We start from the raw sequence: 26,745 nt of genomic DNA, 5'->3' as shown, positions 1-26,745 counted from the left end.
ATGTCCGCCGAACGCACGAGTGGCCCGCCGCCCCTTGTGGTCGGCGTGCTCCCGGGACAGAGCCCCGAAGTGCTGCAGACTGCCGCCGCGCTGGCCTCAAGACTCGCCACGCCGCTGATCTGCGCCCATGTGGACGAGGCGAGTTACCTCGTGGAGTGGGATCCGGCCCGGTCCGCGCACCGGCTCTCGCTGCACCCCGACACTGACAACGCCGAAATCCGGGCCGTAACGCAGGAGTTGCGGAACAGCATCGGCGCAGCCTGCGACGGCCTGGGCATCCAGTGGACCCTGCGGACGCTGGCCGGTGACCCGGCCAGGGCGCTGGGCAAGCTGGCAGCCGAGGTCGGTGCCACGATGATCATCGTGGGCACCCCGGAACCCGGGCTGGGTCACCGGATTTCCGCTGCCCTCAACGGTTCGGTGGCAGCGTGGCTCAGCCACCATCAGGACCATCCGATCCTCATCGTTCCGGTCCGGGCCGCCATCCACCACCGGACGAAACATAGTTCCTGACGTCCTGCCCGGCGAACGTTGGCGTCGACTCCGGGTGGCGCGACGGGTCCCCCAAAAATAAAGTGAATGTTCTTATTCGAGGTGCTGGCTTCGCCGCCCCCCGCCACGTAGGCTTGATTGCGTAGGTGGAAGAAAAACCGCCGACCCAAAGACAGCTCCGGAGTGCGTATCCCCCAATAACGCACTCCGGAGCCTTTTTTGTGTCCGGACCCTTCTGCCAGGCACCGGCCAAAAATACCCCTATGGGGTACTTGTCATATACCCCTATGGGGTATAGATTGGGCTCATGAACGAGCCCGAAGCCCCCGCCATGGAACCTGCGGACGGCGAGCAGCATCATCAGCACGGTTATTCCTCCAACAAGGACGCCTACCTTCTGCGGCTGAAACGTATCGAGGGCCAGGTGCGCGGCATCGCCCGGATGGTCGATGAGGACAAGTACTGCATCGACATCCTCACCCAGGTCGCCGCTGTCACCAAAGCCCTGCACGCCGTCAGCCTTGGACTGGTGGAGGAGCACATCGGCCACTGCGTCGTCGGCGCCGCCTCCGAACCGGACGCGAAACTGAGGGCGGCAGCCATCGACTTCAAGGTCAAGGAGGCCACCGATGCCATCGGCCGCCTGCTGCGGTAGCAGCGACACCACCCACCACACGACGGGCCTGCCCAACCACCAGCAGCCCACCCACAAGGAGCAAGCCATGAGCACCGTTTCCACTACCGTCAACGTTTCCGGAATGACCTGCGGCCACTGCGTGTCCTCCGTCAGCGAGGAGCTCGAATCCCTGGCCGGCGTCGAAGCCGTCGACGTCGACCTCAACTCCGGAGGCATCTCCACCGTCACCATCACCTCCACCGGGGCCCTGTCGACCGCAGAGATCGGCGAGGCCGTTGCCGAAGCGGGCTACCTGGTCGTGTCCAACGAAACCTGAGCAGCACCGGCCCGGCACACGACGCAGCGCACAGCACCAGGACAGGCAGGGAACACCATGAGCAGAGAGCAACTACTGGACCAACCCGGAAACCGGGTGATCGAGCTCGACATCGAGGGCATGACCTGCGCTTCCTGCGTCAACCGCCTCGAACGCAAGCTCGGCAAGCTCGACGGCGTCACCGCCACCGTCAACCTGCCCCTGGAATCAGCCCACGTCACAGTCCCCGAGGCGGTCACCGACGCCCAGATCACCGCCACCGTGGCGGCAGCAGGCTACAAAGCCACCGTCCGGGCCCCCCAGTACCCAGCCGCGGTGATTGAACCCGGCGCCGTTAGGGCGCCAGGTGAAACCTTCGGGGCGCTGTCCACGCGCGCCGACGGTGCCGGCATGCGGCAGCATGAGTCTGGGCCAGGCACGAGCGAGCATGGCGGACCGGCGGCGCGGGGAAGCGACCACGCCGCGACCCACCCGGCGGCCAAGTTCCGCCCGCGCCTGATGGTCGCGGCCATCCTCACCATCCCGGTGTTCCTCATTTCGATGTTCCCGGCCTTCCAGTTCGCCAACTGGGGCTGGGTCGCAGGAGCCCTGGCCCTGCCCGTGGTCACCTGGGCGGCCTGGCCGTTCCACCGGGCCGCGGCCATCAATGCCCGGCACCTCGCCTCCACGATGGATACGCTCGTCTCCATCGGCGTGACCGCGGCGTATGTCTTCTCGGCCTGGCAGCTCTTTGTGGACCCGCGGATGACCGACCACCCGCAGGGTATGGACAGTATGGAGGGAATGGGCTCCGGCGGTCTCTACTTCGAGGTTGCCGCCGTCGTCACCACCTTCCTGCTGCTGGGCCGGTACCTGGAGGCCAATGCCAAGCAGAAGGCCGGAGACGCCCTCAAGGCGCTGCTGAACCTGGGCGCCAAGGATGCCACGGTCCTCCGCGACGGCCAGGAGCAGCAGATCCCCGCCGATCAGCTGGGGGTGGGCGACCTCATTGTGGTCCGCCCCGGCGAGAAAATTGCAACCGACGGCGTCGTGGTCGAAGGGTCCTCCGCCGTCGACGCCTCGCTGGTGACGGGCGAGTCCGTGCCGGTGGAAGTCGGCCCGGACAGTCCGGTCACGGGTGCCACCATCAACACCTCCGGCAGGCTGCTGGTCCGCGCCACACGCGTCGGCGCCGAAACCACCCTCGCCCAGATGGGCCGGCTGGTCTCCCAGGCCCAAACCGGCAAGGCGCCGATCGCGCGTCTCGCGGACCGGATCAGCTCGGTGTTCGTGCCGGTGGTCCTGGCCATTGCCGCAGTCACCTTCGGCGTCTGGATGCTGGCAGCCGCTCCGGACATCAGCGATGCCGAACTGCGCGCCGCGTTCACGGCCGCCGTCGCCGTGCTGGTCATCGCCTGCCCGTGCGCCCTGGGCCTGGCCACCCCTGTGGGACTGCTCACCGGAACTGGCCGGGGAGCGCAGCTGGGCATCCTGATCAAAGGGCCGCAGGTGCTGGAGGACACCCGGACCGTCGACACCATCCTGCTCGACAAGACCGGCACCGTGACCAGCGGACACCTGGCCGTCGACGGCACCGAGGCGTTTGGAACCTTCAGCGCGGCCGAGGTGCTGCGCCTGGCCGGCGCGGTTGAGGCCGCATCCGAACACCCGATCGCCCGCGCCGTCGCCGCGGCCGCGCTCTCGGCGGAACGCCGCGTCAACGACGCCGGCGCCCTTCCCGCCGTCGCCGGCTTCCGCTCCGCACCCGGCGGCGGAGTCCAGGGAACCGTCGCGGGCCGGCTCGTGACGGCCGGCCGCACGGGCTGGCTGCAGGAAAACGGCATCACCCCCACCGCAGCACAGCTGGAGACCCTGGGCAACGCCGAGGGCTCCGGGGCCACCGCGGTCTGGCTCGCCGTGGACGGGGAGCCAGCCGGAATCATCAGCCTGCGGGACACGCTCAGGCCGGGATCGGCAGCCGCGATCCTGCGGCTCCGGAGGCTTGGGCTGCGTCCGATCCTCCTGACCGGGGACAACGCCGCCGTCGCCACGCAGGTGGCAGCCGCCGTCGGCATCGCTCCGGAGGACGTGTACGCCGGGGTGCTGCCGGAGGGCAAGGTCGAGGCTGTGCGGAAACTGCAGGCGGCCGGCGCCACCGTGGCCATGGCCGGCGACGGCGTGAACGACGCCGCGGCGCTGGCCCAGGCGGACCTCGGCATCGCCATGGGCTCCGGCACTGACGTCGCCATCGAGGCCGCTGACCTGACGGTCATGGGCAACGAACTGGGGCAGGTAGCCCAGGCGATCGAGCTGTCCCGCCGGACCCTGGCCATCATCAAGACGAACCTCTTCTGGGCCTTCTTCTACAACGCCGTCGGGATCCCGGTGGCGGCCCTGGGCCTGCTCAACCCGATGATCGCCGGCGCCGCGATGGCCGCCAGCTCCGTGCTGGTCGTGGCGAACTCGCTGCGGCTGCGCCGCTTCGGCAGGTAGGCCGCCCCCGCCGGGGCGCGCCCCTCAGGCCGCGCCGAAGTGGACGGCAGCCCTGGCCTTCGCCTTGGCGGCTTCCACTTCGGCGGTGGTGGCGTGCGGCTCGAAATCGTGGAGGGTCATGCCAGGTGCCTTTGCGTCCGGGATCGAGGGCATGGGGAGGGCTGCCCATCGACACTATTCCGGCGGGCAGGATAGTTTGGGGGCATTGGATCTTCCGGAGCAGCCGGGATCCGCCGGGGGGCCCTACCGGCCCTGGCCCGGTTCTACCACTTGAGGAGATTTTTCGAATGGCTATTTGGGGTGCAGACATTGCTCAGCTCAAGACTCTTGGGACGAAGCTGCAGGCAGGTTCGACGGAGATCGACAAGCAGAAGTCGCTGCTGACCAAGGTGCTCGAGGGCACCGACTGGAAGGGTCCGGACGCCGACAAGTTCCGCAGCGAATGGAACGGCCAGCACGTTTCCGCCCTGGCGAAGGTCTCCCAGGCGCTGCAGGAGGCCGGCAAGCATGCCAGCCGCAACGCCACCGAGCAGGAAAGCGCTTCCCGCTAGGCACCATCCCGCAGAATCGAACCGGCCCGGACGCAGCAGCGTCCGGGCCGGTTTCGTCGGTGGCTGCCTACGGCACGGGTTCGACGTCGTTCGCGTGGTCGAGCGCCGCAGGTCCGGCCCCGGAGGGGGTCCGGAGCTCGTCCAGCCGGACCAGCACAACACCGCCGACAATCAGCAGGCCGCCCATGAGCTGGATGGGGCCCGGCAGTTCGCCAAGAAGCAGCCACGCCCAGATGACGGCGAACAGGACCTCGGTCAGCGAGACAAAGGATGCCACTTTGGAGCCGAGAGCCCGCGCCGCCACAATGCCGGATACATAGGCGAGCACGGTGGCCAGCACCACGAGCCCGCCCAGGGCCACCCACCAGGGGGTGACCCAGGGGCCCAGCCGGGTGTCGGCCGTGCTGAACGCCATCGGCAGCAGGCCCGTTGCCGCGGCAAGCCACATGGTGACGGCACCGACCATAAGTCCACCGGAGGCGAGCACGATCGGCGGCAGGGTGTCGTTTTCCTTGGCCGTGATGAAGAAGTAGATAGCCAGGCAGACCGCGGCCGCGATTCCCCACAGCACGCCGATGAGGTCGATCTTGACGGCCCCCGTCAGGTCCAGGACCAGGACCAGCCCGCCCAGGGACAGCAGGGTTCCGGCAATTGTCAGGGGCCGTGGGCGTTTGCGGCTGGCGGCCCAGAGCCACAGCACGATGATCACGGGAGCCAGGTATTCCAGCAGCAGGGCGACCCCTACCGACAGGCGGGCCACCGCGTTGAAATAGAACAACTGGCAGGCGGCGACCCCGATCAGGCCGAAGAGCAGCACCGTGAGCCAGTTGTCCCTGAGCTGGTGCCAGCGCCCGCGCAACGCCGGAATGGCGGGGACGGCCAGGATAATCGCCGCCCCGGTGAGGCGGGCGGTGACTGCAGCCCCGGGGGTCCAGCCGGTCTCCAGCAGCGCTTTGGCGAAGGACCCGGAGAGACCGAACACGGCCGAGGAAAACAAGGCAACCCCCAGGCCTGACGCCATGAATGCTGATGCCGCAACGGGCTTGCTTTCACCGGGCTTTCCGGGGGTGCGCATTCCGGAATCGGTCGTGGCCGGTGCTTCGGCGGTGCGGCGTGCGGCAGACAAGGACTGCCTCCTGTCAGGAGTAAAGTAGGGTTATGCTCATGACAGTACGCCACTCCGACGTAAGGAGTCAAAATGCTTTTTGCCCCTGACACGGAGGTGGCCCTGCGGTCCGTGGTCAACCTGATCAACTCGGCGGCCAACGGGGATGAGCATCTGTCCACGACCGAGGACCTGGATCGCTTCCTGGAAGCCGAGGGATTCACCGGTTCGCGGACCCGGGACGCGGCCGAGCTGGCCAGCGTGAAACGCCTCCGCGGGGAACTTGCTGACCTCTGGCTCGCGGACGAATCCGCCGCCGTGGACACCGTGAACCGGCTGCTGCGGGAGGCCCGCGCGCTCCCCCGGCTCGTCAAACACGACGAATGGGACTGGCACCTGCACGCCACCACCCCGGACGCTCCGCTGGCGGACCGGATGAGCACGGAAGCCGCGATGGCCCTGGTCGATGTCATCCGCAGCAAGGAAATGGACCGCCTGCTGGTGTGCGCCGCCGAGGACTGCGACGCCGTCGTGCTGGACCTCAGCCGGAACCGTTCCAAGCGCTACTGCGACACCGGGAACTGCGCCAACCGCGCGCACGTGGCGGCCTACCGGGCGCGGAAGGCGGCGTCCTGAGCGGGTCACAAAGATCCTTGCCGCGACCCGCGCGGGCCGAGCCGCGCCCCCCCAATTTCCCCATAAAATGGATTAATCCGCAGCCATTAGGCCGCGTGTGGCGGGGGTGGCTCCGAGCCCGCCGCAACCGTCCCGCCCGAGGCCTCAAGCTCTGCAGCCAGCATCCCCAGCGCCAGTGCCACACCCAGCTCCAGCGGCACGCCCAGTGCTGCAGCGCCGTCCGCTGCCGCAGCCGCAGCGGGCGGTTCGCTCACCGCGCCGGGAACCAAGCTCAAGGCCGGCGAATCTGCTGTCACCCACACCAACACGGGCAAGGATAAGGCGGACCCGAAGTACACGGAGGCCGTCTTCACCTCGACGCTGACGGGTGTCGTCGCGGGAACCCCGGACGACTTCGCCAAGTTCAAGGACGCTGCGAAGTTCGCCGGGCAGACGCCCTATTTCGTCACGGTCAGCCACCGGATGGACAGCCTCAGCAGGGCATCCCTTGGGATCAGCGAGCCCAGGGTCACCGCCCAGCTCAAGGACGGCTCCGACGCGCAGTCACTCATCGTCTTCGGCGCCTTCGACCAGTGCGCCGGCACGCGCCTCGCCACCACCGGCACCGGGGACTCCCTGAGCCTGGTAGTGGGCAGCACGATGGTGTCCTGCCAGGTGTTCCTGGCCCCGGCCGGCGATGAAATCACGACCGTCGAGTACACCGATTCCAAGTACGCCTACGCCAACTACAGCGACAACCCTTACCTGAAGAATCCGATTTCCTGGACCAAGTAGGAACGTTCGCCGTGGCGCCAGAACCGGGCGCCGGGCGGGCAGGACGGCGTTCGCGGACTTAGCGGACGTCGTCGCCCGACCCGCGGGGGCCGGCATCCGGGGCGCCGGCATCCGGCCGGGGCTGCACCGGGTGGCCGCCGTGTCCGGAGTGCCGGGAGCTCAGGTTGACGCCGGAGCCCTTGCCGAGCTGTTCATCGTTGGGCTTGTGCCCCATCGAAAGCATGGCAAGCACCACCAGGATCACAATGAAGGCGATGCCGGCGGCAGTGAATGCCAGGTCAAAGCGCGGGGTTTTGGCGCTGCCGCCGGAAGCGAAAATCAGGGTGGCAACGAAAGCCAGCACTGCCCAGAAGGCTGAGAACATGAGCGGCCCCTTGACCGAGGTGCGCGGCTTACGCTGTTCTCCAGATTTATGCTGTGCCAAGGTGCTTTCCTCCTGCAGCCGACGCCGCCAGGCGTGGCCGTTGTGATGCCGCGATCGTTCTACGCAAGGTAGAACCTGTCCGCTCTAGTTTACGGCCTTCATGGAATCGGCCCGCGCATCGTGCCGCAACGTCAGCCCGGCCAGCATCCAGAGCACGCCGCTGATGATGGCACCGCCGCCGGCGACGCCGAGCAGTGCATGCGGGCCGAGGTCAATGAAGAACGGCAGCAGGCACGCGGTGCCCACCCCGACGACGCCGGAGGCAATCCAGTCGCGGGCCAGCACGGACCGGCCGCGGCTGGTGATGCCGAGGTACAGCTCTGCCGCGCCGGCAAGCCCCAGACCCAAGGCGGCAAGGACACCGAAGAGCAGGTTGCCGGACATAAGCCCGAGCGCTGCGCCGGTTCCGGTCAGCACGGCGCCAGCGGCTGACAGGACCTTGCTGGACGCGGATCCGGCGCGGAGCCCGGTCTTGTTCACGCTCCAGAGCAGCGCCACACCCGTGGCCAGCAGGTAGATACCGCCGGCCCAGCCCATGCCCGCCGTGGAGGGCGCAGCCCAGAACACGGTCACAGCACCGAATCCCAGCGCTACGGCCGCCCGGACCAGCACGGGTTTCCAGAGATCCGCCGCGGCGGGCAGGGCGGTGGGGGCGTCAGGGTCTGCGGGGAGAGTCACCTGACCAGTTTAGTGCGAAGCCGCACCCGCGCGTTCCGGGACGCCGCGCGGGCCGGGGCGGGAAAGCCGCGCGGCAGGACTCAGTGCGAGCCGAGCACCATCCACCGGTCCGTCCGCGCGCGAAGGCCGAGTGTCACAGCCCTCGCCGCCATGTAGCCCAGCGAGAACGCCGCCCACAGCCCGAGCAGGCCCGCGCCGCCGTCGGCCCCGGACTGCCGGACGGCCAGCAGCAGCGGCAGATAGACGGCGAGATTCACAACGCCGGCCAGCGCCAGGTACTTCGCGTCCCCCGCACCGATCAGCACGCCATCGAGGACAAAGACATAGCCGGCAAGCGGCTGCCCGGCAGCGAGCACCCACAGCGCCAGCGTGAGCGCGGCCCGGACCTCGGCGTCGGACGTGAAGAGCTGGCCCGCCCACGGCGCCGCGACGGCGAGCAATATCCCGGCGAGTGCCCCAAAACCGAGTCCCCAGCGGACCATGGTTCCGGTAAGCTCCCGCACCGCCGCGGGGCGGGACGCACCGAGTTCCTTGCCGATCAGCGCCTGCGCGGCAATGGCAAGGGCGTCGAGGGCGAAGGCCAGGAAGGTGAAGACGGTCATGGCGAGCTGGTGGGCGGCCAGGTTGACCGGCCCCTGGGCGGTGCCCACCACCACCGTCGCTAGGATCGCGATGCGCAGGCTGAGCGTCCGCAGCATCAGCCACGAGCCCACTTTGGTCAGCGCCCGGATGCCGCGCCAATCGGGCAGCAGGGACACGCCGTGGTTGCGGGCATTGCGCTGGACCATGACGACGTAGACCAGGGCCATGGCCCATTGGGCAATGCTGGTGCCGATTGCCGAGCCGGTAACGGACAGCTGCAGCCCGTAGACCAGGAAGAGGTTCAGCACAACGTTCAGCGTGAACCCGGCGGCCGCGACGAACAGCGGCGTGCGGGTGTCCTGCAGGCCGCGCAGCACGCCGGTGCCGGCAAAAATGAGCAGCATCGCAACAAGCCCGGGCATCGACCAGCGCAGGTAGTCCACGGCGAAGACCCGCACGTCTCCGGTGGCGCCCATCAGGTCCAGGAGCGGTTCGGCGGCGAGGAATCCGGCGGCCGCCAGGACGATTCCAAGCAGCAGGGCGAGCCAGACGCCGTCCCGCCCGGCGGCCAGGGCCCTGGTCAGCTGCCCGTTGCCGACCGCCCGCGCCACGGCCGGAGTGGTGGAGTAGGCCAGAAACACCATGAGGCCCACCACGGTATGCAGCACCGCGGATGCCAGTCCGACGCCGGCGAGCTGGGCCACGCCGAGGTGGCCGACGATTGCCGCATCCGCGAGGAGGAACAGCGGCTCAGCGATGAGCGCACCGAAGGCCGGGACTGCGAGGCGCAGAATTTCCCGCCGGCGGGCCGCCGCGGACGGGAGGACTGCGGGGGGCGGGGCTGAGGCGGGCACGGAACCACCCTAGCCGCAGGGCCGGCGCCGGACCGCGGCAAGGGCCCCGTGGACAAGGCCCCCTTCGGCCGCGCCGGCTCCGGGCTCCGCGTCCTGGCCTGAATCCCCTGCACCGGGCCGCGGGTCCGGGCGGGCGGCCACCTCCAGGTGGCCGCCCGCCGTCGCGCCTTGTATGGCGCCCCGCACTGCGTTTGTGTCCCCGCCCGCGACGCTTCCGCGGCCCGCCAGTAAACTCACACCATGAGTGATACTGCCGCCAACGCCGTGACCCTGCGCTTCCTCGCCGCGCCCACCGACGTCGGCCACAGCGGTTCGGTCGACGCCGGCACCGTGCTTGAGTGGGTGGACAAGGCCGCATATGCGGCCGCGGTCGGCTGGGCCAAGTCCTACTGTGTGACGGCCTACGTGGGGAACATCCACTTTGCGGACCCGGTCAACAGCGGGGACATGGTTGAAGTCACGGCCACGATTGTCTACACCGGCCGGTCCTCCATGCACATCCGCACCGTGGTGTCCTCGGGCGATCCGAAGGGCGGCCCGGCCACGATGCGCAGCCAGTGCATGGTGATATTCGTGGCCGTCGGCGCGGACGGCAAGCCCATCCCGGTGCCGCAGTTTGAGCCGACGACGCTTGAGGAAATCGAACAGCGCGACCATGCGCTGGCGCGGATCAAGGTCCGCGAGGACATCGTCCAGGCAATGAGCGGGCAGGAATATACCGACGCCGGAACCGCCGAGAACGTTGTGCTCCGCTTTGTGGCCGCGCCCACGGATGTGAACTGGGGGGGCAAAGTGCACGGCGGCATCGTCATGAAATGGATCGATGAAGCGGCCTACGTCTGCGCCTCGCGGTACTGCGGAATGGACACGGTGGCCGTCTTCTCCGGCGGTGTGCGGTTCTACCGTCCGCTGCTCATTGGCCACGTGGTGGAGGTGGAGGCCCGGCTCGTCTACACAGGAACCAAGGGCATGCACATCGCGGTCCATGTCCGCTCGGGAGATCCCAAGGGACGCGAACTGGAACTCACGACCTACTGCCTGACCGTGATGGTGGCACGCGACGAGCACGGCACGTCCGTCCCGGTCCCCCAGTGGGTGCCGGTGTCCGAGGAAGACAAGCGGCTGCACGCCCACGCCCGCGAACTGCTGGAGATCCGGGGCCGGGCGCCGGGGAACCGGCTGCCCAACCACCTGCTTCGGACCGGCGGCGAGTAGCCCTTAGAAGCCGCCGCCCCCGGCGTCGGCCGCCATATTGGCGAACCGCGAGTAGTGGCCCTGGAAGGCGACCACAATATCCTTGGTAGGCCCATTACGGTGCTTGGCGATGAGGATATCCGCCTCGCCGGCCCGCGGCGACTCCTTGTCGTAGACGTCTTCACGGTGCAGCAGGATGACCATGTCGGCGTCCTGCTCAATGGAGCCTGATTCGCGAAGGTCCGAGACCATCGGCCGCTTGTCCTGGCGCTGCTCGGAGCCACGGTTCAGCTGCGACAGGGCAATGACGGGGACCTGGAGTTCTTTGGCCAGCAGCTTCAGCGCACGGGAAAACTCGGACACTTCCTGCTGGCGGGACTCCACTTTCTTGCCGGAGCTCATCAGCTGGAGGTAGTCAAGGATGACGAGTTTGAGATCATGCTGCTGCTTCAGGCGCCGGCATTTGGCCCGGATTTCCATCAGCGACATATTGGGGCTGTCGTCAATGAAGAGCGGTGCGTCATTCATCCGGCCCATCGTGGTGGCGATCTTGGACCACTGTTCGTCCTTGATCGTGCCCTTGCGCAGGTCCTGGAGGCCGATCGTGGCCTCCGCGGACAGCAAACGCATGGCGATCTCGTTCCGGCCCATTTCCAGGGAGAACATCACGGTGGCGAGGTTGTTCTTGATGGCCGCGGAGCGGGCGAAGTCCAGGGCGAAAGTTGACTTACCGACGGCCGGACGGGCAGCGATGACGATCATCTGGCCGGGGTGCAGGCCATTTGTCAGCTCATCGAGTTCGTAGAAGCCGGTGGGAACCCCGGTCATTCCCTCCTCGCGGTGGCCGGACGCTTCGATTTCGTCCACGGTGGACTCCATCACGTCCTTGAGGACAACGTAGTCCTCCGCGGTGCGGCGCTCCGCGACGGCGTAGATCTCGGCCTGAGCCTGGTTCACCAGGTCCTCGACCTCACCGTCCTGGCCATAGCCGAGCTGGACGATCTTGGTGCCGGCATTGACCAGGCGGCGCAAGACCGCGCGTTCGCCCACGATTTCGGCGTAGTAGCCGGCGTTGGCGGCGGTGGGAACAGTCTGGATGAGCTCGTGAAGGTAGGCGGGGCCGCCGATCCGGTTGATCTCTCCCCGCTTGGTCAGTTCATCCGAGACGGTGACGGCGTCGGCAGGTTCGCCGCGGCCGTAAAGGTCGATGATGGCTTCGTAGATCGTCTCGTGCGCAGGGCGGTAGAAGTCCACACCGCGCAGGATTTCGACGACGTCGGCAATGGCGTCCTTGGACAGCATCATGCCGCCCAGCACCGATTGTTCGGCGGGAATGTCCTGTGGCGGCTTGCGGCTGCCTTCGGCTCCCCGCGTCCCCTCGACTGAGTCCAGATGCGTAACTGACAAAACTGCCGTCCTCCATTGTGTGCCCCGGCGGATGTCCGTGCGCCGGCGACGCGTGTGCCATGGGCCTTGGTGCCCGCTGGCGTCGACCCCGGAGTGAGCCCGACGGGTTAAGTACTATCAGCGGGCCCCGACACTTTGGCTGCCTCCGGGAACTGCCGGTTTTCCACAGCCCGGGTCCAGGCCCGAGGGGCCGGGGTTGAAAGGGAAGCCAGTATCGGGTTTCGGTATCCAAGGCTCGATATCCAGCAACGTTATCCCCCGCCGGGGCAGGCACCAACCCGGCCGGCCGCCCCTCCTGTGGATAACCTGTGCACTACTGGCTCCTGCTTGTGCACAGCCTGTGGGAACAGCTGTGGATAGAAAATTTCTTGCCCCTACAATAAGCCTCTGACCTGCGGAAACACCGGAATCGCGGTGTGGACACAAAAGAATTTCCACCACCATTCATCCACAGCAACCGGCGAGCAGCTGGGGATAGCAGGCCGCACACGAGGGCACACAACGTCGGAAATTGCACATTTAGTGATGGTCGTCACCGGATCGCCCGGCTTTGCCGCCGGCGGCGACGCACGCTATGCCGATCGCGGAATGTGCTGTGGATAACTGCGATCTGACATAAGCTCTTCCCATGGGCGATGTACTGCTAGTCATACTGCCTGCCCTTATCCTGGCAGCAGTCCTCTGGGCGTTTGCCACGGCCCTGAGACCCCGCGATTTGGGCATGTCCGACGCGGAGCGCTACCAACACGAACTGGACGTCCGCTCCCAGGCCCACTACGCGGCCCAGGTCCAGGCCGCCACCGCCGCCCGGGCCCGTGTGGACGCCGTCACCCGCCCCAGCCAGAATGAACAGCAGCAGTCACAGCAGGCCGACCATGCCCGCTTGGCATTGGGAGCCCAGAGGCACGTGCTCCCCGGCGGCCAGGTGAACCCACAGCTTGCCCTGCAACTCCAGTCACTGGCCCGGGACGGCAAGAAGCTCCAGGCCATCAGGCTGCTGCGCCAGGCAACCCATTCAGATCTTTTGACCGCCAAGAAATATGTAGATCGGCTGTAGTTTCATGGAACCCCTGCTTATCCCCCTGCTGATTCTGGCGCTCGTCGGTGCCGCCGTCCTGCTCGGCGCCCGCGCCCTCGGGCGCCGCGGCCCGCGGCCACACCCGGAAGCAGCCCCTCCGACGGGACGCGATCCGGTTGACATCGCACGGGCCGCGACGGCCAAACTCAGCCAGGAACAGCACCGCCGGATTTACGCGCTGATTGCCCAGGGGCAGGCCATGGCTGCCATCAAGCTGTACTTCGAGGCCACCGGAGACGGGCTGCGGGCCTCAAGGGACGCCGTGGGGGCCTTGGCTGCCCACCCGCAGCCCTTCCGGCCCGAAGCCCCCGCCGAAGCGCCCACCGAGGACGACGACGACGCACCGCAGCGTTTTGCGTACCGCTACCGGGCCATCGCCAGCAAGGGCGACGTCACCCGCGAGGTGAGCAGCAATATGCTTAACGATGAGATCTACGGCAGGATCCGCACCCTGGCCAGAAGCGGCGACACCGAGGCCGCCGCGGAGGCCCTCACCCGCCATTCGGACATCTCCATCAAGCAGGCGCGCGAATTCATCGCCCTCCTGGAGGACTGACCCGGCTTCCGCGGGGGACGCCCGCGGTCTCCGCCGCGCGGTCCGGGGCCGTGAGGTAGCAGACCTGTGCCGGAGCGGTCAGTGCCGGCCCGAAATCCCGGCGAGCAACGTCTCGAACGGCAGCGACTCCAGGGCAGCCTGCTTCTGCTGCGGCCGGGCACCCTGCAGCAGCCCGACGAACTCACCCGCCGCCCGGTCAATCCGCGTCGAGAGGGGTGACCCGCCGTCGTCGTTATGGCCCCAGTCCTGGGGTCCGGCAAAGACGGCAGTGCTGGCAATCCTGGTGCGGAGGTAGCTGAACAGGGGCCGCATGGCGAAGTCCAGGACCATCTGGTGCCGGTCGGTTCCGGCGGTTGCTCCGAGCAGGACTGCCTTGCCCTCGAGCGAATTGGGGTCAAGGACGTCGATGAATGACTTGAAGAGGCCGCTGTAGGAGGCGCTGAAGACCGGACTGACGGCGATGACGCCGTCCGAGGCCTCGACTCCGGCGATCACCTCGGCCAGCTTCGGTGCGGCGTAGCCGGTCACGAAGTTGTTGGCGATATCCACGGCGAGGTCGCGCAGTTCCACCACCTGGATCTCGACGGCATAGCCGGCCGCGGCCAGCCGGCGTTCTGCGGAGGCGGCCAGCTGGTCCGCCAGCAGGCGGCTCGACGACGGGACTCCGAGTCCGGCGGAGAGAACGGTGATGCGTCGGGATTCCACGGGGATGCTCCTCAAGTCGTGGCACGGCCGCAAACGCTGATACATGCGTTTGCATATAAATAGTAAAGCGCCGGGCCGCCCCGCTTATTCCCGCCTACGTTGCGCTGTCACTTTTGGGCCCTAAACGGGCGGAATGACAGGCCCAAATGGGGACAACGATTGACAGGGCAACCAGGATGGCAGGCCTGACGCCGTTGCCCGGCCCGGCCATTCAGAGCAGGACAAACCCCTCGACGCAGCTCACCGAACTCCCGCCGACCCAGATGTCGTCCCCCGCCGCATCGATGTGCACCCGGCCGGAACGTCCCAGCGCCGTTCCCTGCGCCGCAACGTAGGACTCCGGGGCCCGGCCGCTGCGGATCAGCCACTGGGCAGCACCGGCGTTGAAGCTGCCGGTGACGGGGTCTTCCGCCGCGGCGTCGCCCGGAATGAAGGTGCGCACCTCAAAGCCGACCTCCGATCCGGCGGGATGGGGGCCGATCACGCCGACTTTGAGTCCCGCCATGGCCGCATAATCAGGCCTGACGGCGAGCACCAGTTCCGCCGACTCCAGCAGCACACCGATCCAGTCCGGGCCGTTGACCAGCCAGGACGCGTCCAGCAGCGCCTCCCGCGGCATTCTGAGGCCGGCAGCGATGCGGACGAGGTCCGTTTCGGCTACCGGCCCCGAGCGGGTCAGTGCCGGGGCCGCGAACGCCAGCCGGCCGCCGTCGTGCTTCACCCGGACAAGTCCGGCCCCGCACTCCTGGACCAGCATCCCGTCCTGCCGGGGGATGCCGCCGGTTTCAAGCCAGGCATGCGCTGAGCCGAGGGTGGGGTGGCCGGCAAAGGGGAACTCCTCGCTGCCGGTGAAAATCCTGACCCGGTAGTCCGCCCCGGGATCGCTGGGGGGCAGCAGGAAGGTGGTCTCTGAGAGATTGGTCCAGTTGGCGAACCGCTGCATCACCTCCGCGGAGAGGCCCCCGGCGTCGAGGACAACGGCCAGCGGGTTGCCCCGGTAGGGCTCGGCCGAGAAGACGTCCACCTGGGCGAAGGGGCGGAGGCGGGGGGCGGGTGCGGCACGTGGGGTCACTGCCGCAGGCTATCACCGGCGCCGGTGCGGCTGACAGGGCTGCCGCGGTCTGCAAGACTTCCCGCATGGCTGTGAACAAGACCCCGATCAAAACCGAAAACAAGACCACGGCAACCGGTGCGTCGGTAGAGGACTTCCTCGCCGCCGTCGACCATCCCGTCCGGCACCGGGACGGGCTCCGGCTGCTGGAACTGATGGAAAAGGTCACCGGGCAGCCGGCAGAGATGTGGGGCCCGACGATTGTCGGGTTCGGCCGCTACCACTACAAGTACGCGACCGGGCGAGAGGGCGATGCGCCCGCCGTTGGCTTCTCGCCGCGGAAAGCCGGCCTCTCCCTCTATGGGCTAACCTACGGACCGGAGTCGGCCGGGCTGCTGGCGCGGCTGGGGAAGCACAAGACCGGCGCCGGGTGCCTCTATGTCACCACACTCGACGACGTCGACGAGGCGGTGCTCACCGATCTGATCCGGAACGGCTACCGGCACGTGAGAACGGTCCTGCACCACACCCCGGCTCCATCGGCCGAAGCAACGCGGGGTCACTTAGCGCCCAAAACGCCGGGCACCATGGGCGCTAAGTGACCCCGCGTTGGAGTTAAAGCAGAAGGCCCCCGCGTCCGGTTCCTCAAAGGAATCCGAAAGCGGGGGCCCTCCAGCAGTTCAGGACTGCGTAGCCGGTGAGGGCTACTTGCCTGCGACTACGTCGAGTTCGATCACAGCGGCAACGTCGTTGTGGAGACGGACGTTGGCCTGGTAGGAACCAACCGACTTGATGTGCGTCGGCAGTTCAACCTTGCGCTTGTCGATGCGGCCAAGGCCAGCGGCCTCAACAGCGTCGGCCACGTCGCCCTGCTTGACGGTGCCGAACAGGCGTCCGGTCTCGCCAGCCTTGACAACGAGCTTGACCGGCTTGGAGGAGAGTGCAGCGGCCTGCTTCTGAGCGTCTTCCAGGGAAGCGTGCTCGCGGGCGGCGCGGGCAGTCTTGATGGACTCAACCTGCTTCTCGCCACCCTTGGACCAGGTCAGAGCGAAGTTGCGGGGCAGCAGGTAGTTACGTGCGTAACCGTCCTTGACCTCGACAACGTCGCCTGCAGCACCGAGACCGGTTACTTCGTGGGTCAGAATGAGCTTTGCCATGTTAGTTAATCCCTTCCTTAGCCGCGGCCAGCGCCGGAGTAAGGCAGCAGAGCAACTTCGCGGGCGTTCTTGATTGCCTGGGCGATCTTGCGCTGTTCCTGCACCGTGACGCCAGTGACGCGACGGGCGCGGATCTTTCCGCGGTCGGAGATGAACTTGCGCAGCAATGCTACGTCCTTGTAGTCGATGACAGTGATGTCAGCGGCCTTCAAGGGGTTGGACTTTGGTTTGGGCTTACGGAGTTCAGCCTTAGCCATCGTGGAGCTCCTATTCGATGGAGCCCGTGGATATTGATCCACGGGATGGTGGTGATCCGACGCCGGTCAGCGCCCGTCCGCCTTGCGGCGTTCCGGCGGGTTCCGTCATCGAACCTTAGATGTTGTTTAGAAGGGAGGTTCGGAATCCGGGCCGTTGCCCCAGCCGCCGCCTGCATTGCTGACACCGGGCGTAGCCCAAGGGTCATCCTGCTGTGCGGGCTGGTTGCCGCCCCAGGTTCCGCCCGAGTTGCCGCCCTGGTTTCCACCAGAGCCGCCACCGAAGCCGCCGCCACTGTTGCCGCCGGCGCCGCTGCCGCTGCCGAAGCCACCCTGGGCGCCGTTGCCGGCACCCCCACCGCCGGAGCGCTGGGTGCGGTTGACCTTGGCGTTGGCGTAGCGCAGGCTGGGGCCGATTTCATCGACCTCAAGCTCGATAACGGTGCGCTTCTCGCCTTCTTTGGTTTCGTAGGAACGGCTCTTCAGCCGGCCGTTAACGATCACGCGCATGCCCTTGGTCAGGGATTCGGCGACGTTTTCGGCTGCTTCGCGCCATACCGATGCGCGGAGGAACAGGGTTTCCCCGTCCTTCCACTCATTGGACTGGCGGTCGAAGGTGCGGGGAGTAGAAGCGATGGTGAAATTCGCTACTGCCGAACCTGACGGTGTGAACCTCAGTTCGGGGTCACTGGTGAGATTACCGATGACCGTAATAGTGGTTTCGCCTGCCATCTACTGCCTCCTTGTTCGTTCCTGCGGGGTGAAGAGTGAAAATCGGGAGCTGAGATTACTCAGCAACGACCTTCTGTACTTCGGGGCGGGTGATCTTGGTGCGCATGATGGTCTCATTGAGGCTCAGCTGGCGATCAAGTTCTTTGGCGGTAGCCGGCTCAGCGGTGAAGTTCACCACGGCGTAGATACCTTCAGTCTTCTTCTGGATTTCGTAAGCCAGGCGACGACGGCCCCAGATGTCAACCTTCTCGATGGTTCCACCATCGGTCGTGATGACGTTCAGGAACTTCTGAAGCGTTGGCTCAACGGTACGCTCTTCGACCTCGGGGTCGATGATTACCATCAATTCGTAAGGACGCATATGTGAACCCACCTCCTTTGGGCTAAGCGGTTACGGCATTTCCGTAACAGGAGGTTCATTTGCGGTGCCATGTACCCGCATCACCCCCAGGAACGGGGGCAGGGCGCAGCACAGACTTAAATAGTTTAGTGCACCGGGGCCGGATTCCGCGATTCCATGCCTGCCCAGCGTAGGCGCGGCAGGCAGTGTCCGGGTAGCGGCGCCGGCCTCCATGTGGACAACCCTGTGCCAAGATCGGGGAATGAACAACGGTTCCCCGATCCGCGGCGACGCCCGGCCGGTGCGGCGCAGCCGGCTGCGCCTGGCGGTCATGCTTCTCGCCGGGGTGATCGCGGCCACAGCGACCGGACTGGCGGGGAACTGGATGGCGGCCCCGGCTGCCGGCTGGGGCATCGCCGCGCTGACCTACGTCGTGTGGGTCTGGCTGGCGGTCGGCCGCTTCAACCCGGCCGAGACCCGGGCGCATGCCACTGTGGAGGATCCGTCCCGCGGCATCACCGACCTGCTGATCCTGGCGGCCAACGTCGCCAGCCTCGGCGCGGTGGCCGCCGTCGTCGTCGATTCCCATGCCAGCGGCGGCGGGTCGCGCTTTGGCGGCGGCCTCCTGGCGCTGGCGTCAGTGGCCCTGTCCTGGATGCTGGTGCAGACGCTGTTCACGCTGCGGTACGCCGAGCTCTACTACGGCACGGGCGGGAAGGCCGGCGCGGCCGTGGGCGGCATCGACTTCAACCAGGAACGGCCCCCGCAATACACGGACTTCGCCTATCTCGCCACGAGCCTCGGGATGACGTACCAGGTCTCGGACACTGCGCTGCAGAGCCACGGCATCCGGGCGGAAGCGCTCAAGCACAGCCTGCTGTCCTACCTCTTTGGCACCGTCATCCTGGCCACGACGATCAGCCTTGTCATCAGCCTGGCCTTCTGAGGGCCAGAGGGTCCGGCAGGCACTCCTGTTTCTGCCGGCACCCGCGTCCGGAGGTTCCGGGACCGGAAACAAGTACTGGGACGAAAACTACTCGACTTCAGGCGATGCCCTACTCGACTATTCGTGCGGCCTAGTCCCCCGGCAGACCCCCGGATATATTTGCAAAAGCACAACCCTTTGGTCAGGGTTTCCGCTCCAGCCCCGAGCGCGACCCGGGCCTTAATTTTGCAGGAGAAGTTGGCGTGCGGCAGTGAATACGTCAGTCCTGGACCCACGTTTTCCGATGGAAAACCTGGGCCTCCGCTGAATGGTCACTTGGGGATGGAATGGGGACACCCATGGTTTTGTTCAGCCGTAATAAGGAACTAGCCCGAATCCTCGCTCTGATCCGTTGTCCTAGGGAATCCGCCATGACCGTCACGGGACGGTCATGGACCGGCGCCTTCCCCATCCCCTTGCACTGGGATGAAATTGGCCGGGCGGTTTACCTGAGGATGAACTCCAGCGTCCGGGAACGCACATCAATCGGCACCTACGCGACGATCGGCATGGGCGCCGCGGTAGTCGGGGACGTCCCCCCAGGCGAAACGTGGGTGGGTGCGCCGGCGAATGCAAACGACCGCGAGGCCTTCTCCATCGGGAGCGGATAATGAACCAGGGGCCGCCGGTCCGGACCGACGCCGCGGTCCCCTTGGTGGACTTGGTGGCGCAACAGGCCGACGTGAACGCAGACGTCATGGAAAGGCTCACGGAGGTCTTCCGCCAAGCTGGGTTCATCGGTGGACCGGCCGTTGCAGAGTTTGCGACGACATACGCCGAATTCCTGGACGCCCGCCGCTGTGTGGGCGTGACCGATGGAACTGATGCGCTGAAATTGGCGCTGCGGGCGTCTGGCGTTGGGGCCGGCGGCGAGGTAATCCCGCCTGCGAATACCTTCATCGCGACAGCGGAGGCGGCGAGTCGGATTGGAGCCGTCCCGGTGCCCGCTGACGTCGATCCTGAGTATTTGCTAATTGACAATGCGGGCGTGGCGGCCGCCGTCACGCCCGGTACACGGGCCATTGTGCCTCTTTTCAGCCGGACGGCCTTCGTGGAGCAGCTCATTCCGGTTGCGTCGGCCTGCGGAGCCGTGATCATCGAAGACGCGGGGCAGTCGCAAGGTGCCACCCGGTTCGGCCGTTCAGCGGGGACGTTGGGGCTGGCGGCCGGGTCCAGTTTCTATCCGGGCAAGAACCTGGGGGCCTCTGGCGACGCCGGTGCGGTGGTAACGGACGACGGCGGCGTGGCTGCCCGGGTGCGTACGCTCAGCTCACCTGCCAGCTCGCAGAAGTACGTGCACGACGTCGTCGGGTCTAACTCCCGCCTGGATGCTGTCCAGGCAGTGGTGCTTCGCGCGAAACTGGCCAAACTCGAGACGTGGAACCTTCCGCGGCGGGCCGCAGCTGAACGTTGCAGCCATCTGCTCGCCGACGTGCCGGGCTGGGCACCCCCCCGTGAGGCTCCCGGCAATGCGGATGTGCGGCACTTGTACGTCGTTCGTGCTCCTGACCGGGATGCCGTGCTCGCCGTCCTTCAGTCCGCAGGAATCCAAGCCCGGGTCCATTACCCGGTGCCGGTGCATCTCAGCGGCGCCTACGCTGGCCCGGAAGTGCGTGAAGGCTCGTTTCCTGTAGCGGAGCGTGCCGCCGGCCGCATCCTCCCGTTGCCGCTTTATCCGCACATCACGGAGGCGCAACAGGAACGGGTCGTGCGCGCAGCTAGCACGGCGATGAGTTAGCGATGACAGATACGCAGGGGCGCCAGGGGGCTTCCGGAGCTTTCGGCTGGAGCGTACTGAACACAGCGCTGTCCCGCCTGGGCACCGTGGGCATCGGAATCCTTCTGGCCCGCGTCCTGGGGCCCGAGTCTTTCGGAACGTTCGCAGTGGCACTCGTGGCCCTCATGGCAGTACTGAGCTTCAATGAGCTGGGCGTGTCCCTCGCCATTGTCAGATGGCCGGGGAATCCGGCAAAAATCGTTCCCACAGTCAATACCATCTCCGTAGTTGGGAGCGCCGTATTCTGCGGGGCGGCGGTACTGGCGGCGCCGGTGTTCACCTCCGCCATGGGGGACCCCGAGGCTACCAACGTCATCCGGATCCTGATTATCAGTGTCTTCATCAACGGCGTAGTGGCGTCGCCGGCAGCCCTGCTGCAGCGCAACTTCCGCGAGAAGACGAGGATGAGCATCGACCAGGTCAATGTGTGGGTTGGTGCGGGAGTTTCTCTGGCTCTGGCCATTGCCGGACTCGGGGCCATGGCGCTGGCCGTTGGCCGGATTGCCGGCGGCCTGCTGGCAGCGGTCATGTTCTTGCGGGCATCACCCCTACCGTACCGGTTCGGATTGGACCGAAACTACCTGATGCCGCTCATCAGATTCGGCCTGCCGCTGGCTGGCACCAGCATCATCTTCTTCGCCATCGGTTACGCTGACCAGCTCACCGCAGGGATCCTGATCGGAACAACCGGACTGGGTTTCTACGTGCTGGCTTTCAACCTAGCCAGCTGGCCGGTCAGCATTCTGGCGCAGCCGTTACGCCGGGTGGGACCAGCAGCGTTCTCTGCCCTCCAACACGACCCGTCCGGACTCAATGGCACGCTGGGCGCCATCTTCTCCGTCCTCCTTTGTACAGCAGTGCCGCCAATGATCTTCCTTGCCGCCAGCTCCCAACCGCTGATCAGCCTGATCTACGGGACAGTGTGGATTCCCGCGGCCCCGGTGCTGTCCTGGTTGGTAGTAGCCGCCTTGCTGAAGATCATATGCGACCTCGCATACGACTTCCTTGTGGTCTTGGGAAGATCGGGCACGGTCTTCATGATCCAAGCCGGGAGCCTGGTGGTTCTTATCCCCGCGCTGATCTCCGGCGCCATCCTGTTCGGGCTGGCCGGCCTCGCGGCGGCACAGGCTTTGGTCACGGGCCTCGTCGTCCTCCCCTGCTATCTTCGACAGCTGCACAAAGCAGGCGTCAACCTCGCGCCCATGGCCGGGAGCATCTGGCTTCCAGCCACCGCCGGACTCGCTGCCGGTGCTTTCGCATGGCTGATGGCAACGGTCCAACCGAGCCCGCTTCTGGTCGTGGCATCTTCAGGTCTGGTCACAGGGGCCCTCACCCTGGGCCTGCTCTACCTGCGCCGGACCTCGCTGGGCCTCCTGCGCACCATCGGGAACACTCCCCAAACCACAGGGGTGGCCCCGTGAAAATTTTGGTTTTCCCCCACGACCTCGAAATCGGCGGCAGCCAGATAAACGCCATCGAGATAGCGGCTGCAGTGCAGCAACGAGGCCACGAAGTTGTCATTTTCGGCAGAAAGGGCGCGCTCAATGCCCGGATCGTGGAGCTGGGACTTGAGTTCATTGAATCTCCCCGGCCCTCGCACCGCCCCACTCCGGCAATTGTCAGGGCCCTGAGACAGTTGATCAGTTCACGGGGATTCGCTGTTCTCCACGGCTATGAATGGCCACCCACACTCGAATGCGCGCTGGCCGCCCGGAAAACACCCGCCGTGGCCGTTTCCACTGTCATGTCCATGGCAGTGGCCCCTTTCATCCCCAAGCATCTTCCCCTGATGGTGGGAACCGCCAACATCCTGGCGGCAGAGCAGAAATTCGGCAGAACCCGCACCGAACTGCTGGAGCCGCCGGTTGACTTGGCCGCGAACAACCCAGGCATAGAGCTAGGGGTCGAAACATTCCGGCGCCAGTGGGGGCTGGGAAGCTCCTCCTTTATTGTTTCAACAGTCACCCGCCTTGCGGTTGAGCTGAAACTGGAGGGCCTGCTGTCCGCCATCGAGGCAGTTGGCAGGGTGGCCAATCAGATTCCCGTCCAACTGCTCATCGCCGGTAGCGGCCCCGCCCGCAACATCGTCGAGGCGGCCGCCAACGAGGTAAACCGCCGGACTGGACGCAGGGTTGTTGTCCTGGCAGGTCAACTGGACGATCCCCGTGCCGCTTACGCCGCCGCGGATCTTGTCCTCGGCATGGGCGGTTCGGCCTTGAGGGCCATGGCTTTCGCCAAACCGCTCGTGGTCCAGGGTGAACTGGGATTCTGGGAGCTGCTGACTCCGGAATCGCTGCCGCCTTTTCTGCAGCAGGGCTGGTTTGGCACCGGCCCCGGACCACAGACTGGAGCGGGAAGGCTCGCAGGACTTCTGGTGGAGGCCTACAGGAACCCGGACCGTTGCCGGGAGTTATCCGCCTTCGGCCTCGCCACCGTAACCGGGCGCTTCTCACTGGCACGGGCGGCCGAACAGCAGGAGGTCTTCTACGGCCGGGCCATGCAGGAGCCGGCGGCCGTGCAGGTTCGGAACAATTTTGGAGCTGCGGGCCGGTTTGCCGCCCACCAGGTGGTCCAACGTACCCGGCAATTGCTCGGTTCCGCCGCCGAAGACGACTTCAACGCACCACGGCCCGGCAGGCGCCAGGCCGTGGTGCAGCAGGCGCTTAAAGGCGTGCGCGGATGAGCGACAAAGGCGGTGTTCTGGTGTTCATTCCGGGAAGCCGCTGGGAAAACGTCAGCGGCACCGACCACCAGCTCGCCTTGGCCGTGGCGGGATCGGTTCCCGTGCTTTGGGTCGATCCGCCCCTGCCGTTCCATCATGCCTTGCGGTCACCTGACCTTCCACAAGGCCGCCTGGAACTTTCAGAGGTGGCTGACGGCATCACCCGGCTGCGGTCCCTGTCGTTGCCCGGATTTACCCGTCGGCTCGTGGCACCCTTGACCAGCCGGCTGTTGTCCGCTGACATCCGGACCAGTCTTGCTTGGCTCGGCGTGGAGGCCAAGGCCACGTTGCTGTCCTCGCCGATCTCGCGCTTCCCGTCCGGGCTGGCCGGTCCCAACTTGCTGTACGTGACCGATGACTGGGAAGCGGGCGCGACCATGATGGGACTGGCGTCAGGGCTGGTAAAAAAGACCCTGCGGTCCAACGTGGCTACCGCACAGCACACCGCAGCAGTTTCACCGGCGCTGGCTGCCCTGGTCGATTCCCAGATGACGGCAGGCCAACGGGCCACCGCGGTGCTTCCCAACGGTTGCGCCATCACCGCCCTCCAGGAGCCGGCACCGACCCGGACGCCCACGGCGGTGCTTATCGGGCAGCTGAACGAACGACTGGACATGGACCTGCTGGCGGCATTGGACGAAGCGCACGTTCCGATCCTGGTCATCGGACCGCGGACCGAACGTGACCCCGAAACACGCTGCCGTCTGGACACCTTCCTGGCCTCGGACAATGTCGCATGGTTGGGCCGGCTCCCGCTCGCGGAAACCAGGAAGCACCTGGCTACCGCTCGAGTAGGCCTGACGCCATACCGGGACAATGCGTTCAACCGGGCGTCTTTCCCCCTCAAGACCCTCGATTATCTGGCCGCCGGCCTGCCGGTGGTGGCCACCGACCTGCCCGCCGTCCGTTGGCTGGACACAGATCTGGTGACGATCTGCGATACGGCGGAAACCTTTATCCGACAGGTCCAGCAGCACTTGGCCACCGCACCGACCACCGCGGCCGAGGCTGAACGCATGACCTTCGCGGCAGGACATTCCTGGCACGAACGGGCCCGCCAACTGATGTCCATCATTGAAGGAAGTGAAAAAAGATGACGCCTCCCGTCCGCAGCCCCGCTGCAGCTTTACTGATGATTATCGGACTGTTCTGCGCTGCCTGCTCCCCCGTCGCAGAGGCAGCTCCGGCTGCCGGTACCAGCACCGGGCTGGATCTGCCCAGGATTCCTTGGGAAGGCGGTCCCGATTACTGGAAGTCCTTCCCCAATGCAGACGCCGCCGGTTGGGACGATCCCCGGTTTTTCCCGGTGGCCATCTGGTACAACGGCATCAGCAGCGACCAGGAAGTGCGCTTCGACAAAGACCATGGAATCAACACCTATATGGGCATGGACAGCAGCACTCCCTACTCAATTTTTGAGCGCAACAGCGTCTATTGGATCGGGGGGAAACTCAATGAATCATTCACCCCGGCCGGGACCAACTGGGTGGGTGCGTTCCTGGACGACGAAGTCGATGGCCGGTTCACCCCGGAGGACGGCCGGAAGCATCTGCAGGACCTCGCCGACGCAGCACCTGCTGGTCTCTTTAAGTACGCCAACTTCACGCAGATGGTCATCAGTCATTACATGCCAGCCTCCGATGCCCAGGCCTTTGTGAACGGCTACACCGATACCGTCTCCGTGGACATGTACTGGTATACCATCCCGTACTGCAGCCTCAAGCCGTACCAGAACGCCCACATAGTACCTGTAGACGCGGCAACCTGCAGGACTGCGTCCAGCTACGGGAAGACGATGAAGGCCTTGCGCCAGCAGGACGCTGCGGACGGGAAACTCCAGCCGCTGTGGCAGTTCGTCGAAAACCTCAACGGGGGTCCCGGCGAGGGCCCTTTCGTCTCCAACACCAGCCCGGAACAGCTGGAGGGCGCGGTGATGAGTTCAATCATCAACGAAGCCCGCGGCATCGTCTACTTCAATCAAAGCCTTTCCGGCCCGTGCGGCGGCGCGAGCATACTGCGGCTGGCCCAAGTGACAACCGATTACTGTGGGGCCCCGCAGGTCGAGGCCATGAAGAACGTCAACTCCCGAATTCATGAGCTGGCACCGGTACTCAACACCCAGTCCTATGACTATTCGCTCGGCGTCGGCCTGGACACCATGCTGAAGACATACGAGGACTCCGCCTACATTTTCGCGATGGCCACAGGGGAGTCCGTGCCAGGAAACCGGGTCTTCGCTCTTCCGCCGGGCATCAAGGCTGACAGCGTTGAGGTCCTTTTCGAGGGACGCTCCCTTCCCGTTGACGGCAGCGGGCGGTTCGCCGATTCCTTCGCCCATGAATCCGCCTACCACGTCTACAAGGTGAAGCTATGAACCACACGATAGACCATGTAATCCTCACCCGGTTCAACGTGCCGTCAGCCGGCTTGGAAAGCCGGATCCGCGCCAAGGAGGGCTGGCTCCGTGAACGGATGGCGCTGTTCGAGGCTTTCTGCCTGCCATCCGTCCAGTCCCAGACCAACTCTGGTTTCCGCTGGATCATATACCTCGATCCGAAAAGTCCCGGATGGCTCAAGTCCAGGCTCGCTGAACTCAGCGCCGGCGGGCTCTTCACCCCTGTATACCGGTCGCAGATTTCTGATTCGGAACGGATTGCCGATATCAGGGCAGTGACCGGCGCCACCGGCCAGATGCTTCTCACTACAAACTTGGACAACGATGATGCACTTGCCGCAGACTTCATCGAACGCCTGCAGAAGACTCCGGCCGGGTCATCCCGAACAGCCGTGTACTTCATCAACGGCTTGGTACTCAGCGGCGATGCCCTGTACGTGAACAGGGACAGCACTAACGCGTTCTGCTCAGTGATGGAAACCTGGGACTCTCCGGTGACCTGCTGGGCTGATTGGCACACCCGTCTGGGAAAATCCATGACGGTGCAGGAAATTGGCGGCGCGGCAGGCTGGCTCCAGGTGGTCCACGGAAAAAACGTGAGCAACCGCGTCCATGGGACCCGGATACCCGCCAGTGCAGCGCCGAAGGCCTTCGGGCAGCTGCTGGCCGGGGTGAAGGACCCCACCGGGCTGCAGTTGCTCTATGAGTTGGCCCTTGCCCGGCCTGGCAGGTGGAGCCGGGACAGGGCACGGTCACTGGCCAAGGCAGCCATTCTCGGAACCTTCGGAAAATCAGGATTGGACCGGCTGAGGGATTCCTTGAATGCCCGGACCCGCCCGTTGTCCAGCCGTTGATAGTTCAAGGAGCCACA

Annotated in this window: 31 protein-coding genes; 19 read left to right on the top strand and 12 right to left on the bottom strand. The window is 66.0% G+C overall.

Going from position 1 to position 26,745, the window contains the following annotated elements:
• From ACZYX4_RS02430 to ACZYX4_RS02410, 5 genes are all read left to right on the top strand, one after another.
• Positions 1–513 carry a universal stress protein gene (locus ACZYX4_RS02430; RefSeq protein WP_463873408.1) on the top strand — a complete coding sequence of 171 codons (513 nt, stop codon included), beginning with the start codon at positions 1–3 and terminating at the stop codon, positions 511–513.
• A gap of 286 nt (positions 514–799) precedes the next feature.
• A complete protein-coding gene (locus tag ACZYX4_RS02425; RefSeq protein ID WP_463873407.1) occupies positions 800–1,147 on the top strand; it encodes a metal-sensitive transcriptional regulator in 348 nt (115 codons plus the stop codon).
• Between the two features lie 67 nt (positions 1,148–1,214).
• Positions 1,215–1,445, top strand: coding sequence for a heavy-metal-associated domain-containing protein (locus ACZYX4_RS02420; protein ID WP_463873406.1), 231 nt, complete (start codon positions 1,215–1,217; stop codon positions 1,443–1,445).
• 57 nt (positions 1,446–1,502) lie between these two features.
• Positions 1,503–3,917, top strand: a complete 2,415-nt coding sequence (locus tag ACZYX4_RS02415; RefSeq protein WP_463873404.1) for a heavy metal translocating P-type ATPase — start codon at positions 1,503–1,505, stop codon at positions 3,915–3,917.
• A gap of 287 nt (positions 3,918–4,204) precedes the next feature.
• The gene (locus ACZYX4_RS02410) at positions 4,205–4,468 is read left to right on the top strand and encodes a hypothetical protein (protein WP_463873402.1); all 264 of its coding nucleotides are present in this window, start codon (positions 4,205–4,207) and stop codon (positions 4,466–4,468) included.
• A gap of 67 nt (positions 4,469–4,535) precedes the next feature.
• Here the strand turns inward: ACZYX4_RS02410 and ACZYX4_RS02405 are convergent, their stop codons facing one another.
• The gene (locus ACZYX4_RS02405) at positions 4,536–5,543 is read right to left on the bottom strand and encodes an EamA family transporter (RefSeq protein ID WP_463873577.1); all 1,008 of its coding nucleotides are present in this window, start codon (positions 5,541–5,543) and stop codon (positions 4,536–4,538) included.
• Between the two features lie 123 nt (positions 5,544–5,666).
• Between ACZYX4_RS02405 and ACZYX4_RS02400 the strand changes: the two genes are divergently transcribed.
• Positions 5,667–6,209 carry a CGNR zinc finger domain-containing protein gene (locus ACZYX4_RS02400; protein ID WP_463873401.1) on the top strand — a complete coding sequence of 181 codons (543 nt, stop codon included), beginning with the start codon at positions 5,667–5,669 and terminating at the stop codon, positions 6,207–6,209.
• Positions 6,210–6,295: 86 nt separating this feature from the next.
• Here the strand turns inward: ACZYX4_RS02400 and ACZYX4_RS02395 are convergent, their stop codons facing one another.
• Positions 6,296–6,463, bottom strand: a complete 168-nt coding sequence (locus ACZYX4_RS02395) for a hypothetical protein (protein ID WP_463873400.1) — start codon at positions 6,461–6,463, stop codon at positions 6,296–6,298.
• 208 nt (positions 6,464–6,671) lie between these two features.
• Here ACZYX4_RS02395 and ACZYX4_RS02390 point away from each other — a divergent pair, with 208 nt between their 5' ends.
• A complete protein-coding gene (locus ACZYX4_RS02390) occupies positions 6,672–6,983 on the top strand; it encodes a hypothetical protein (protein WP_463873399.1) in 312 nt (103 codons plus the stop codon).
• Positions 6,984–7,041: 58 nt separating this feature from the next.
• Here ACZYX4_RS02390 and ACZYX4_RS02385 read toward each other — a convergent pair whose 3' ends face one another.
• The 3 genes from ACZYX4_RS02385 to ACZYX4_RS02375 form a co-directional block, all read right to left on the bottom strand.
• Positions 7,042–7,347 (bottom strand): hypothetical protein, encoded by a 306-nt coding sequence (locus ACZYX4_RS02385; protein ID WP_463873398.1) that lies wholly within the window; start codon positions 7,345–7,347, stop codon positions 7,042–7,044.
• A gap of 144 nt (positions 7,348–7,491) precedes the next feature.
• Positions 7,492–8,085, bottom strand: coding sequence for a hypothetical protein (locus ACZYX4_RS02380; protein ID WP_463873397.1), 594 nt, complete (start codon positions 8,083–8,085; stop codon positions 7,492–7,494).
• An 80-nt stretch (positions 8,086–8,165) separates the two neighbouring features.
• Complete coding sequence (locus ACZYX4_RS02375) at positions 8,166–9,521, bottom strand: MATE family efflux transporter (RefSeq protein ID WP_463873396.1); 1,356 nt, start codon at positions 9,519–9,521, stop codon at positions 8,166–8,168.
• 240 nt (positions 9,522–9,761) lie between these two features.
• Between ACZYX4_RS02375 and ACZYX4_RS02370 the strand changes: the two genes are divergently transcribed.
• The gene (locus ACZYX4_RS02370) at positions 9,762–10,736 is read left to right on the top strand and encodes an acyl-CoA thioesterase (RefSeq protein ID WP_463873395.1); all 975 of its coding nucleotides are present in this window, start codon (positions 9,762–9,764) and stop codon (positions 10,734–10,736) included.
• 3 nt (positions 10,737–10,739) lie between these two features.
• On the opposite strand, the gene dnaB is transcribed toward ACZYX4_RS02370, so the two are convergent.
• Positions 10,740–12,122 (bottom strand): replicative DNA helicase, encoded by a 1,383-nt coding sequence (gene dnaB / locus ACZYX4_RS02365; protein WP_463873393.1) that lies wholly within the window; start codon positions 12,120–12,122, stop codon positions 10,740–10,742.
• A gap of 628 nt (positions 12,123–12,750) precedes the next feature.
• On the opposite strand from dnaB, the gene ACZYX4_RS02360 reads away from it, so the two are divergent.
• The gene (locus tag ACZYX4_RS02360) at positions 12,751–13,179 is read left to right on the top strand and encodes a hypothetical protein (protein ID WP_463873392.1); all 429 of its coding nucleotides are present in this window, start codon (positions 12,751–12,753) and stop codon (positions 13,177–13,179) included.
• Between the two features lie 4 nt (positions 13,180–13,183).
• Positions 13,184–13,756 carry a hypothetical protein gene (locus ACZYX4_RS02355; protein WP_463873391.1) on the top strand — a complete coding sequence of 191 codons (573 nt, stop codon included), beginning with the start codon at positions 13,184–13,186 and terminating at the stop codon, positions 13,754–13,756.
• Between the two features lie 78 nt (positions 13,757–13,834).
• Here ACZYX4_RS02355 and ACZYX4_RS02350 read toward each other — a convergent pair whose 3' ends face one another.
• Both ACZYX4_RS02350 and ACZYX4_RS02345 read right to left on the bottom strand, forming a co-directional pair.
• Entirely contained in the window at positions 13,835–14,461 is a 627-nt protein-coding gene (locus ACZYX4_RS02350) for an FMN reductase (RefSeq protein WP_463873390.1), read from the bottom strand.
• 211 nt (positions 14,462–14,672) lie between these two features.
• Complete coding sequence (locus ACZYX4_RS02345; RefSeq protein ID WP_463873389.1) at positions 14,673–15,533, bottom strand: PhzF family phenazine biosynthesis protein; 861 nt, start codon at positions 15,531–15,533, stop codon at positions 14,673–14,675.
• Between the two features lie 65 nt (positions 15,534–15,598).
• On the opposite strand from ACZYX4_RS02345, the gene ACZYX4_RS02340 reads away from it, so the two are divergent.
• Positions 15,599–16,114: a DUF1801 domain-containing protein gene (locus ACZYX4_RS02340; RefSeq protein WP_463873388.1), complete on the top strand. Its 516-nt coding sequence runs from the start codon at positions 15,599–15,601 to the stop codon at positions 16,112–16,114.
• Positions 16,115–16,216: 102 nt separating this feature from the next.
• Here the strand turns inward: ACZYX4_RS02340 and rplI are convergent, their stop codons facing one another.
• The 4 genes from rplI to rpsF form a co-directional block, all read right to left on the bottom strand.
• Positions 16,217–16,669, bottom strand: a complete 453-nt coding sequence (gene rplI, locus ACZYX4_RS02335; RefSeq protein WP_463873386.1) for a 50S ribosomal protein L9 — start codon at positions 16,667–16,669, stop codon at positions 16,217–16,219.
• 17 nt (positions 16,670–16,686) lie between these two features.
• Positions 16,687–16,926, bottom strand: coding sequence for a 30S ribosomal protein S18 (gene rpsR / locus ACZYX4_RS02330; protein WP_003800144.1), 240 nt, complete (start codon positions 16,924–16,926; stop codon positions 16,687–16,689).
• A gap of 126 nt (positions 16,927–17,052) precedes the next feature.
• Positions 17,053–17,655, bottom strand: coding sequence for a single-stranded DNA-binding protein (locus ACZYX4_RS02325; protein WP_463873384.1), 603 nt, complete (start codon positions 17,653–17,655; stop codon positions 17,053–17,055).
• Positions 17,656–17,710: 55 nt separating this feature from the next.
• The gene (rpsF, locus tag ACZYX4_RS02320; RefSeq protein ID WP_069950073.1) at positions 17,711–18,016 is read right to left on the bottom strand and encodes a 30S ribosomal protein S6; all 306 of its coding nucleotides are present in this window, start codon (positions 18,014–18,016) and stop codon (positions 17,711–17,713) included.
• Between the two features lie 241 nt (positions 18,017–18,257).
• Here rpsF and ACZYX4_RS02315 point away from each other — a divergent pair, with 241 nt between their 5' ends.
• The 8 genes from ACZYX4_RS02315 to ACZYX4_RS02280 all read left to right on the top strand — a co-directional run bounded on the left by ACZYX4_RS02315 (position 18,258) and on the right by ACZYX4_RS02280 (position 26,728).
• A complete protein-coding gene (locus ACZYX4_RS02315; RefSeq protein WP_463873383.1) occupies positions 18,258–18,941 on the top strand; it encodes a DUF1345 domain-containing protein in 684 nt (227 codons plus the stop codon).
• 410 nt (positions 18,942–19,351) lie between these two features.
• Positions 19,352–19,591, top strand: a complete 240-nt coding sequence (locus ACZYX4_RS02310; protein ID WP_463873382.1) for a hypothetical protein — start codon at positions 19,352–19,354, stop codon at positions 19,589–19,591.
• Positions 19,591–20,718 carry a DegT/DnrJ/EryC1/StrS family aminotransferase gene (locus ACZYX4_RS02305; RefSeq protein ID WP_463873381.1) on the top strand — a complete coding sequence of 376 codons (1,128 nt, stop codon included), beginning with the start codon at positions 19,591–19,593 and terminating at the stop codon, positions 20,716–20,718. Before ACZYX4_RS02310 ends, ACZYX4_RS02305 begins: the two co-directional genes overlap by 1 nt.
• A gap of 2 nt (positions 20,719–20,720) precedes the next feature.
• The gene (locus ACZYX4_RS02300; protein ID WP_463873379.1) at positions 20,721–22,178 is read left to right on the top strand and encodes an oligosaccharide flippase family protein; all 1,458 of its coding nucleotides are present in this window, start codon (positions 20,721–20,723) and stop codon (positions 22,176–22,178) included.
• Positions 22,175–23,440 (top strand): glycosyltransferase family 4 protein, encoded by a 1,266-nt coding sequence (locus tag ACZYX4_RS02295; RefSeq protein ID WP_463873377.1) that lies wholly within the window; start codon positions 22,175–22,177, stop codon positions 23,438–23,440. Before ACZYX4_RS02300 ends, ACZYX4_RS02295 begins: the two co-directional genes overlap by 4 nt.
• A complete protein-coding gene (locus ACZYX4_RS02290) occupies positions 23,437–24,576 on the top strand; it encodes a glycosyltransferase (protein WP_463873376.1) in 1,140 nt (379 codons plus the stop codon). The genes ACZYX4_RS02295 and ACZYX4_RS02290 overlap by 4 nt, the downstream gene beginning before the upstream one ends.
• Complete coding sequence (locus tag ACZYX4_RS02285) at positions 24,573–25,853, top strand: hypothetical protein (protein ID WP_463873375.1); 1,281 nt, start codon at positions 24,573–24,575, stop codon at positions 25,851–25,853. Before ACZYX4_RS02290 ends, ACZYX4_RS02285 begins: the two co-directional genes overlap by 4 nt.
• The gene (locus ACZYX4_RS02280; protein WP_463873374.1) at positions 25,850–26,728 is read left to right on the top strand and encodes a glycosyltransferase; all 879 of its coding nucleotides are present in this window, start codon (positions 25,850–25,852) and stop codon (positions 26,726–26,728) included. Before ACZYX4_RS02285 ends, ACZYX4_RS02280 begins: the two co-directional genes overlap by 4 nt.
• Positions 26,729–26,745 lie beyond the last annotated feature (17 nt).

This window comes from Pseudarthrobacter leeuwenhoeki, from assembly GCF_055412885.1.
The sequence above is the reverse complement of the archived record's forward strand: the minus strand, read 5'-3'. Positions and strand labels throughout refer to the sequence as shown.

Coding starts and splice junctions, on each gene's coding strand:
- ACZYX4_RS02285 (WP_463873375.1), top strand. CDS start 24,573: ATGACGCCTCCCGTCCGCAGCCCCGCTGCAGCTTTACTGATGATTATC.
- ACZYX4_RS02400 (WP_463873401.1), top strand. CDS start 5,667: ATGCTTTTTGCCCCTGACACGGAGGTGGCCCTGCGGTCCGTGGTCAAC.
- ACZYX4_RS02415 (WP_463873404.1), top strand. CDS start 1,503: ATGAGCAGAGAGCAACTACTGGACCAACCCGGAAACCGGGTGATCGAG.
- ACZYX4_RS02385 (WP_463873398.1), bottom strand. CDS start 7,347: ATGTTCTCAGCCTTCTGGGCAGTGCTGGCTTTCGTTGCCACCCTGATT.
- ACZYX4_RS02430 (WP_463873408.1), top strand. CDS start 1: ATGTCCGCCGAACGCACGAGTGGCCCGCCGCCCCTTGTGGTCGGCGTG.
- ACZYX4_RS02315 (WP_463873383.1), top strand. CDS start 18,258: ATGAACAACGGTTCCCCGATCCGCGGCGACGCCCGGCCGGTGCGGCGC.
- ACZYX4_RS02290 (WP_463873376.1), top strand. CDS start 23,437: ATGAGCGACAAAGGCGGTGTTCTGGTGTTCATTCCGGGAAGCCGCTGG.
- rpsF (WP_069950073.1), bottom strand. CDS start 18,016: ATGCGTCCTTACGAATTGATGGTAATCATCGACCCCGAGGTCGAAGAG.
- ACZYX4_RS02360 (WP_463873392.1), top strand. CDS start 12,751: ATGGGCGATGTACTGCTAGTCATACTGCCTGCCCTTATCCTGGCAGCA.
- rpsR (WP_003800144.1), bottom strand. CDS start 16,926: ATGGCTAAGGCTGAACTCCGTAAGCCCAAACCAAAGTCCAACCCCTTG.
- rplI (WP_463873386.1), bottom strand. CDS start 16,669: ATGGCAAAGCTCATTCTGACCCACGAAGTAACCGGTCTCGGTGCTGCA.
- ACZYX4_RS02425 (WP_463873407.1), top strand. CDS start 800: ATGAACGAGCCCGAAGCCCCCGCCATGGAACCTGCGGACGGCGAGCAG.
- ACZYX4_RS02340 (WP_463873388.1), top strand. CDS start 15,599: ATGGCTGTGAACAAGACCCCGATCAAAACCGAAAACAAGACCACGGCA.
- ACZYX4_RS02280 (WP_463873374.1), top strand. CDS start 25,850: ATGAACCACACGATAGACCATGTAATCCTCACCCGGTTCAACGTGCCG.
- ACZYX4_RS02300 (WP_463873379.1), top strand. CDS start 20,721: ATGACAGATACGCAGGGGCGCCAGGGGGCTTCCGGAGCTTTCGGCTGG.
- ACZYX4_RS02405 (WP_463873577.1), bottom strand. CDS start 5,543: ATGCGCACCCCCGGAAAGCCCGGTGAAAGCAAGCCCGTTGCGGCATCA.
- ACZYX4_RS02370 (WP_463873395.1), top strand. CDS start 9,762: ATGAGTGATACTGCCGCCAACGCCGTGACCCTGCGCTTCCTCGCCGCG.
- ACZYX4_RS02355 (WP_463873391.1), top strand. CDS start 13,184: ATGGAACCCCTGCTTATCCCCCTGCTGATTCTGGCGCTCGTCGGTGCC.
- ACZYX4_RS02420 (WP_463873406.1), top strand. CDS start 1,215: ATGAGCACCGTTTCCACTACCGTCAACGTTTCCGGAATGACCTGCGGC.
- ACZYX4_RS02390 (WP_463873399.1), top strand. CDS start 6,672: ATGGACAGCCTCAGCAGGGCATCCCTTGGGATCAGCGAGCCCAGGGTC.
- ACZYX4_RS02310 (WP_463873382.1), top strand. CDS start 19,352: ATGACCGTCACGGGACGGTCATGGACCGGCGCCTTCCCCATCCCCTTG.
- ACZYX4_RS02325 (WP_463873384.1), bottom strand. CDS start 17,655: ATGGCAGGCGAAACCACTATTACGGTCATCGGTAATCTCACCAGTGAC.
- ACZYX4_RS02410 (WP_463873402.1), top strand. CDS start 4,205: ATGGCTATTTGGGGTGCAGACATTGCTCAGCTCAAGACTCTTGGGACG.
- ACZYX4_RS02305 (WP_463873381.1), top strand. CDS start 19,591: ATGAACCAGGGGCCGCCGGTCCGGACCGACGCCGCGGTCCCCTTGGTG.